The 6,198-nt window shown below is 71.3% G+C and carries 4 protein-coding genes; 3 read left to right on the top strand and 1 reads right to left on the bottom strand.

Annotated features, from left to right (window positions below; genetic code table 11):
- A partial coding sequence (locus QQK43_RS22525; RefSeq protein ID WP_284309538.1) for a Na/Pi cotransporter family protein occupies positions 1–1,353 on the bottom strand: 1,353 nt, incomplete at its 3' end.
- Between the two features lie 155 nt (positions 1,354–1,508).
- On the opposite strand from QQK43_RS22525, the gene QQK43_RS22520 reads away from it, so the two are divergent.
- The 3 genes from QQK43_RS22520 to QQK43_RS22510 all read left to right on the top strand — a co-directional run.
- Complete coding sequence (locus QQK43_RS22520; RefSeq protein ID WP_284309537.1) at positions 1,509–3,239, top strand: cation:proton antiporter domain-containing protein; 1,731 nt, start codon at positions 1,509–1,511, stop codon at positions 3,237–3,239.
- Complete coding sequence (locus tag QQK43_RS22515) at positions 3,236–5,944, top strand: cation-translocating P-type ATPase (RefSeq protein WP_284309536.1); 2,709 nt, start codon at positions 3,236–3,238, stop codon at positions 5,942–5,944. The genes QQK43_RS22520 and QQK43_RS22515 overlap by 4 nt, the downstream gene beginning before the upstream one ends.
- Before the next feature lie 29 nt (positions 5,945–5,973).
- Positions 5,974–6,198: universal stress protein (locus QQK43_RS22510; RefSeq protein WP_284309535.1), on the top strand; the 225-nt coding region annotated here is incomplete at its 3' end.

Raw genomic sequence — 6,198 nt, 5'->3', positions numbered from 1 at the left:
CCCGCGCCGCGCGATGTCGGCGATGCGGTGGCAGGGCGTCGTGGCCCAGGCGTAGTCGGGGCCGCCCAGGGGCGCCGTGGCCTGTGCCAGGTCGTGCAGGCGCGTGCGCAGGCGCAGCAGGTGGTCGATGGCATGCAGCTGGGCGATGCGCGAGGCGGCGCTCGCCTCGTCGCCGGCCGGCAGCTCGATGCGGCCCACGAAGTCGTAGACGCGGTCGATTTCCCCGTCGAGCGCGCGCAGGCGCTCGGCCAGCGCGCTGCCGTCCTCGTCGCGCAGCCGGGCCTCGAAGATCGCCAGCGCCTCGCCGGCGAGGTGTTCGAGCGCGCGCTCGGACGCTTCCAGCGCCACGTCGGGCAGGGTCAGCAGGCTGGCGTCTAGGCGGGCCGTGGCGGCGCTGCCGGTGTCGGGCACCAGGCGTTCGATCCAGCGCGAGAACGGCCCCGCCACGGGCAGGAACAGCAGCACGCCCACGGCGATGAACAGGGTGTGGAAGGCGGCCAGGGAACTGGCCCCGGCGTCCAGCCCCATGTGCGCGTTCAGCCAGCCGATGGCGGTGTGGAACAGCGGCAGCAGGGCGATGGCGATGATGCCCGCGCCGGCGTTGAACAGCACGTAGGCCAGCGCCGTGCGCTTGGCGTGCACGGTGCCGCCGATGGCCGAGATGACGCCGGTGAGCGTGGTGCCGATGGCCGCGCCCACCACCAGGGCCGCCGCCTGGTCGAAGTTGATCACCTGGCCATGCAACGCCGTCAGCGTGGTGGCGATGGCGGCCGTGGACGACTGCATGATGGCCGTCATCGTCAGCCCGACCAGCATCACCGCCATGCGTGCGCCATAACCGCCCACCGGCAGCGAGGCCAGGTTGAACACCGTCGACAGCGCCTGCATGCCTTTGGAGAGGGTGTCCAGCCCGGTGAACATGAGCCCGAAGCCGGCCAGCGCCAGGCCCAGTTCGGTGATGCGGCCGCGCCCCAGCAGCTTGAGGAAGGCGCCGACGCCGATCAGCGGCATGGTGTAGTAGCCCAGGCTGATCTTGAGCCCCAGCCCGGCCACGATCCAGCCGGTGGCGGTGTTGCCCAGGCTGGCGCCGATCAGCACGCCGATGGCCTGCGAAAAACCGATCAACCCCGCGCTGACGAAGCCGATCAGCGTCACCGTGGTGGCGGTGGAAGACTGCACCAGCATGGTCACCACGGTGCCCGAGGCGAAAGCCCGGAACGGGCTGCCGGTGAAGCGGATCAGCGCCCGCTGCAGCGCGCCGCCGGCAAAACCGACCAGGCCTTGCGACATCAGCATCATGCCGATCAGGAACAGGCCGAGGCCGCCGGCAAAAGGAAACAGGATCTCCGTCATCGCTCGATTGTCGCCAACCGCCGGGCGCCTTCCGGGCGCGAAATGCGGCCGGTGGCGGCTTGCGGGCGCCACCAGCGGCTGCGGGCCTGGCCTTGCTCTGTTAAGGTTTCAAGCATCCGTGACTTTTTCCACCCCGCGCCAGGAACCCGCTCCCGATGCCGCACGACGTCAGCCTGATTGCCACCATCGCCGCCGGCTTCGGCCTGGCGATGGTTTTCGGCCTGGTCGTCAGCCGCCTGGGCATGCCGCCGCTGGTGGGTTACCTGCTGGCCGGCATCGTCATCAGCCCGTCAACCCCGGGCTTCGTGGCCGACCTCGGGCTGGCCGGCCAGTTGGCCGAGATCGGCGTGATGCTGCTGATGTTCGGGGTCGGGCTGCACTTCTCGCTCAAGGACCTGATGGCGGTCAAGCGCATCGCGGTGCCAGGCGCGATCGTGCAGATTGGCGTGGCCACGCTGCTGGGCATGGGCGTGGCCATGCTGTGGGGCTGGTCGCTCGGCGGCGCCATCGTGTTCGGCCTGTGCCTGTCGGTGGCCAGCACCGTGGTGCTGCTGCGCGCGCTCGAAGCGCGCGGCCTGCTCAAGTCGGTCAACGGCCAGATCGCGGTCGGCTGGCTGGTGGTGGAAGACCTGGTGATGGTCATGGTGCTGGTGCTGCTGCCGGCCCTGGCCGGGCTGCTGCAGGAAAGCACCGCAGCCACCGACCTGGCCCCCACCTCGCTGCGCGAGATCTGGGCCACGGTCGGCATGACGCTGGCCAAGGTCACGGCCTTCATCGTGCTGATGCTGGTGGTGGGCCGGCGCGTGCTGCCCAAGCTGCTGTGGTGGGTGGCGCGCACCGGCTCGCAGGAGCTGTTCACCCTGGCCGTGGTGGCCACGGCCGTGGGCGTGGCTTTCGGCGCCGCCAAGCTGTTCGACGTGTCGTTCGCGCTCGGGGCCTTCTTCGCCGGCATGATGATGCGCGAGTCCGAGTTCAGCCACCGCGCCGCCGACGAATCGCTGCCGCTGCGCGACGCCTTCGCGGTGCTGTTCTTCGTGTCGGTGGGCATGCTGTTCGACCCGGCCGTGATCTGGACCCAGCCCATCAAGCTGCTGGCGGTGGTGGTGATCATCCTGGTGGGCAAGACGGTGGCGGCTGTGGCCCTGGTGCTGCTGTTCCGCTACCCGCTGAACACGGCGCTCACGGTGGGCGCCAGCCTGGCCCAGATCGGCGAGTTCTCCTTCATTCTGGCCGGCCTGGGCGTGGCCCTGGGCCTGATGCCGGTGGAAGGCCAGAGCCTGGTGCTGGCCGGCGCGCTGATTTCCATCGCGCTCAACGCCGCCGCCTTCACGCTGTCCGAGCCGCTGCGGCTGTGGATTCTGGCGCGCTCCGCACTCGCCCGCCGGCTGGAGCTGCGCGATGACCCGCTGGCCGAGCTGCCCACCAGCACCGACCAGCGCCTGCTCAGCGGCCAGGTGGTGCTGGTCGGCTACGGCCGCGTGGGCCGGCGCATCGCCGGCACGTTGCGCGAGCGCGGCCTGCCCTTCGTGGTGGCCGAACAGAACCGCGAGCTGGTGGACGCGCTGCGCCGCGACGGCATGGCCGCGGTGAGCGGCGACGCCGGCACGCCCGAGGTGCTGATCCAGGCGCACATCGCGCGCGCGGCGATGCTGGTGGTGGCCATCCCCGACACCGTCAATGTGCGCAAGATGGTCGAGATCGCACGCACGCTCAACCCCGGCATCGAAGTGGTGCTGCGCACCCACAACGAAGAAGAAGCCGCGCTGCTGCGGCAGGAGAGCCTGGGCGAAGTCTTCCTGGGCGAACACGAACTGGCGCGCGGCATGGCCGCCCACATTCTTTCGCGCGTGGCCGTGCCGGCCGCCGCCCAACCGCCCAAAGCATGAAGGACACCGATCCGGCCGCCCTGGCCACCACGCCCTGGCACACCCTCTCCCCCAGCGACACCGCCGCCCGGCTGGCGGTCGATCCGGCGCTGGGGCTGGCCCCACCGGCCATCGCCGAACGCCGGCAGCGCCACGGCCCCAACCGCCTGCCCGAAGCGAAACGCCGGCCGCCCTGGCTGCGTTTTCTGGGGCAGTTCCACAACCCACTGATCTACGTGCTGCTGGCCGCGGGCCTGACCACCCTGGCGCTGGGCCACCTGGTGGACGCGGGCGTGATCCTGGGCGTGGTGCTGATCAACGCGGTGATCGGCCACATCCAGGAAGGCAAGGCCGAGCGCGCGCTCGACGCGGTGCGCGGCATGCTGGCCGCGCACGCCACCGTGCTGCGCCAGGGCGAGCGCCAGCAGATCGACGCCGGCGACCTGGTGCCCGGCGACGTGGTGCTGCTGGAGGCGGGCGACAAGGTCCCGGCCGACCTGCGCCTGCTGCAGGCGCGCAACCTGCGCGTGGTCGAAGCGGCGCTGACCGGTGAGTCCGCCCCGGTCGACAAGGACACCGCCGCGACCGCCGCCGACGCGGGCGTGGGCGACCGCCGCGGCCTGTGCCATTCGGGCACGCTGGTGGCCTGCGGCACCGGTTGTGGCGTGGTGGTGGCCACGGGCGCGCAGACCGAAATCGGCCGCATCGGCACGCTGGTGGGCGAGGTCCGGACCCTGGCCACGCCGCTGACGCGCCGACTCGACCGCTTTGCCCGCCAGATCACCGCCGCCATCCTGGCCGTGTCGGTGCTGACCATGGCCTGGGGTCACTTCGTGGCCGGCATGGCCCCGCTGGAGCTGTTCCTGGCCGTGGTCGGCCTGGCGGTGGCGGCCATTCCCGAAGGCATGCCCGCGGTGGTGACCATCGTGCTGGCCATCGGCACCCGCGTGATGGCGCGCAAGCAGGCCATCGTAAGGCGCCTGCCGGCGGTGGAGTCGCTGGGTTCGGTCACCGTGATCTGCAGCGACAAGACCGGCACGCTCACACGCAATGAGATGACCGCCGTGCGCGTGGTGCTGGCCGACCGCGAACTGCGGATCACCGGCACCGGCTACGCGCCCAACGGCAGCTTCCTGATGAACGACCAGGTCTGCCAGACCTGCGACAGCGCGGCGCTGCAGGCGCTGCTGCATTGCGCGCTGCTGTGCAACGACGCACGCGTTCACCGCGACGAAACCGGCGAATGGCGCATGACGGGAGACCCGACCGAAGGCGCGCTGATCACGCTGGCGCACAAAGGCGGGCTGGATGCCGCTGAGGGCATTCAGGCCCACCCGCGTGTGGACGCGATTCCGTTCGAGTCCGAGCGCCAGTACATGGCCACGCTGCACCACGACCACGCGGGCCACCACGAGGTCTTGCTCAAGGGCGCGCCCGAACGCGTGCTGGCGCTGTGCACGACGCAGGCCGGCGGCCAGCCGCTGGACGCTGCGCACTGGGCTGCTGCCCTCGAACGCGCCGCCAGCGCGGGTGAACGCGTGCTGGCGCTGGCGCGTGCCGACTGGCCCGCCGACCACGCCGAGATCGACATCGCCGACATGCGGCCGCGCTTTGAGATGCTGGGCCTGGTCGGCATCATCGACCCACCCCGCGACGAGGCCATCGCCGCCGTGGCCGAATGCCAGCAGGCCGGCATCCGCATCAAGATGATCACCGGCGACCACGCCGTCACCGCCGCCGCCATCGGCCGCCAGCTCGGCCTGCAGGCCGGGCACGCGCTCACGGGCGACGTCATCGCCACCCTGGACGCGGCCGCCCTGCGCCGCGCCGCGCAGGACACCGACGTGTTCGCGCGCGCCAGCCCCGAGCACAAGCTGCGCCTGATCGCCGCGCTGCAGGCCGAAGGCCACCTGGTGGCCATGACCGGCGACGGCGTCAACGACGCACCCGCGCTCAAGGCCGCCGACGTCGGCGTGGCCATGGGCGGCAAGGGCACCGACGCCGCGCGCGAAGCGGCCGACCTGGTGCTCACCGACGACAACTTCGCCACCATCGCGCGCGCCGTGCGCGAAGGCCGCGTGGTCTACGACAACATCAAGAAGTCGCTGATGCACATGCTGCCCACCAACGGCGGCGAGGCGGGCGTGATCCTGCTGGCCATCTTCGCCGGCCTGCCGCTGCCGGTGACGGCCGCGCAGATTCTCTGGGTCAACACCGTCACCTCGGTCACGCTGGCGCTGTCGCTGGCCTTCGAGCCGGCCGAACCCGGTGTGATGCGGCACGCGCCGCGGTCGCCGGGCGAGTCCATCATCACGCGCGCACTGGGCACGCGCATCCTGTACGTGATCGCGCTCATGGTCGCGGCCACGTTCTGGGTCTTCCACTGGGAGTTGGCCCGGGGCGCGGCGCTGGAGACCGCGCGCACCGCCGCCGTCAACACCATCGTGGTGTGCGAGCTGTTCTACCTGTTCAACGTGCGCCACTTCACGCGCCACGCCTTCCGGTGGGAAACGCTCACCGGCAACCGCGTGGCGTTGGGCGTGGCCCTGCTGCTGGTGCTGCTGCAACTGCTGTTCACCTACGCCCCCACGCTGCAGCAGCTGTTCCGCAGCACGCCGCTGTCCTTGTCGTCGTGGACCATGATCGTGGCCATCGGCGCCGGGCTGTTCGTCCTGGTGGAACTGGAAAAGGCGTGGCTGCGCCGCTCGAACGTGGACCGCCTCTGACGCGGCCCGCCCTTGCAAGGAGACCCGACATGCCGACGATCCGACACATCCTCGCCGCCACCGACCTGTCCGCCAGCGCCCGGCACGCGGTCGACCGGGGCTTCGGTCTGGCCGCCGCCACCGGCGCCCGCCTGACGCTGGCACACACGCTCGGCCCCGATGCGCTGGCCCCCCTGCGCGCGCTGCTCGGCAGCCAGGCCGACGACGTGGTGCAGCAGGCCACGGCACGCCAGCGCGAAGCGATGGAGGCGCTG

This window comes from Hydrogenophaga electricum (genome assembly GCF_030160815.1).
Taxonomy (GTDB): Bacteria; Pseudomonadota; Gammaproteobacteria; order Burkholderiales; family Burkholderiaceae_C; genus Hydrogenophaga; species Hydrogenophaga electricum.
This window is presented reverse-complemented; position numbering and strand designations above follow the sequence as displayed.